The sequence below is a fragment of the Pseudomonas tehranensis genome (assembly GCF_014268615.1).
Taxonomy (GTDB): Bacteria; Pseudomonadota; Gammaproteobacteria; order Pseudomonadales; family Pseudomonadaceae; genus Aquipseudomonas; species Aquipseudomonas tehranensis.
Genome location: NZ_JABWQV010000459.1, coordinates 1 through 1,260, shown reverse-complemented (window position 1 = coordinate 1,260; position 1,260 = coordinate 1). Strand labels below are relative to the sequence as shown.

1 protein-coding gene is annotated in these 1,260 nt (G+C 60.2%); it reads right to left on the bottom strand.

Annotated elements, in window-relative coordinates:
• Positions 1-68: 68 nt before the first annotated feature.
• A complete protein-coding gene (gene prpC / locus HU811_RS26955; protein ID WP_186659156.1) occupies positions 69-1,196 on the bottom strand; it encodes a bifunctional 2-methylcitrate synthase/citrate synthase in 1,128 nt (375 codons plus the stop codon).
• Between the last annotated feature and the right edge of the window lie 64 nt (positions 1,197-1,260).

Sequence of the window (1,260 nt, the reverse complement as noted above, 5' to 3'; positions counted from 1 at the left end):
ATCGCGAGCAGGCTCGCTCCCACAAGGGGTTTTAGATTCCTTCAGTCGCAGCGTCAGCGCCCTCCAGTTCAGCGTTGTTCGATTGGCACGAACTTGCGCTGTTCGACGCCGGTGTATTCGGCGCTCGGTCGGATGATGCGGTTGTTGGCACGTTGTTCGTAGACGTGGGCGGCCCAGCCGGTCAGGCGCGAACAAACGAAGATCGGCGTGAACAGCTTGGTCGGGATGCCCATGAAGTGGTACGCCGAGGCATGGTAGAAATCGGCGTTGGGAAACAGTTTCTTCTGCTCCCACATGGTCTTGTCGATGGCCTCGGAAACCGGGAACAGCACTGTGTCACCCACCTCGTCGGCAAGTTTTTTCGACCAGCCCTTGATCACCTCGTTGCGCGGGTCGTTGTCCTTATAGATCGCGTGGCCGAAGCCCATGATCTTGTCCTTGCGCTCGAGCATCCCCAAAGTGCCCTTGATCGCCTCCTCGGGCGACTTGAAGCGCTGGATCATTTCCATCGCTGCTTCGTTGGCCCCACCATGCAACGGGCCGCGTAGCGAACCGATGGCGGCGGTGATGCAGGAAAACAGGTCAGACAGGGTCGAGGCACATACCCGCGCCGTGAAGGTCGAGGCGTTGAACTCGTGCTCGGCATACAGAATCAGCGAGACGTTCATCACCTTGACGTGCAACTCGCTGGGCTTCTTGCCATGCAGCAGGTGCAGGAAATGGCCGCCGATGGAGGTTTCGTCAGTCACACACTCGATGCGCAGGCCTTCGTGGCTGAAGCGATACCAGTAGCACATGATCGCCGGGAACGCGGCCAACAGGCGGTCGGTCTTGTCATGCTGTTCGGAGAAACTCTGCTCCGGCTCCAGGTTGCCCAGGAACGAGCAGCCGGTGCGCATCACGTCCATTGGGTGGGCGTCGGCGGGAATGCGCTCCAGCACCTCTTTCAAGGCCTGGGGCAAGTCCCGCAATTGGCTCAGCTTGCCTGTGTAGGCGTCCAGTTGCGCCTGGGTCGGCAGCTCGCCGTACAGCAGCAGGTAAGCCACTTCTTCAAATTGCGCGTCAGCCGCCAGCTCGCGAACGTCATAGCCGCGATAGGTCAGGCCGGCACCCGACTGGCCTACGGTGGACAGTGCGGTTTGCCCGGCTACCTGGCCACGGAGCCCGGCGCCACTGAGTACTTTTGCTTCGGCCATTTGCTGTCTCCCGTTTTTAGATTTGTAGAGAATGGGGGGAAAGATCGCAGCCTCGTTGCACTCG

Bases quoted from the DNA above. Each gene is read 5' to 3' on its own strand.
- prpC (WP_186659156.1), bottom strand. From the start codon at position 1,196: ATGGCCGAAGCAAAAGTACTCAGTGGCGCCGGGCTCCGTGGCCAGGTA.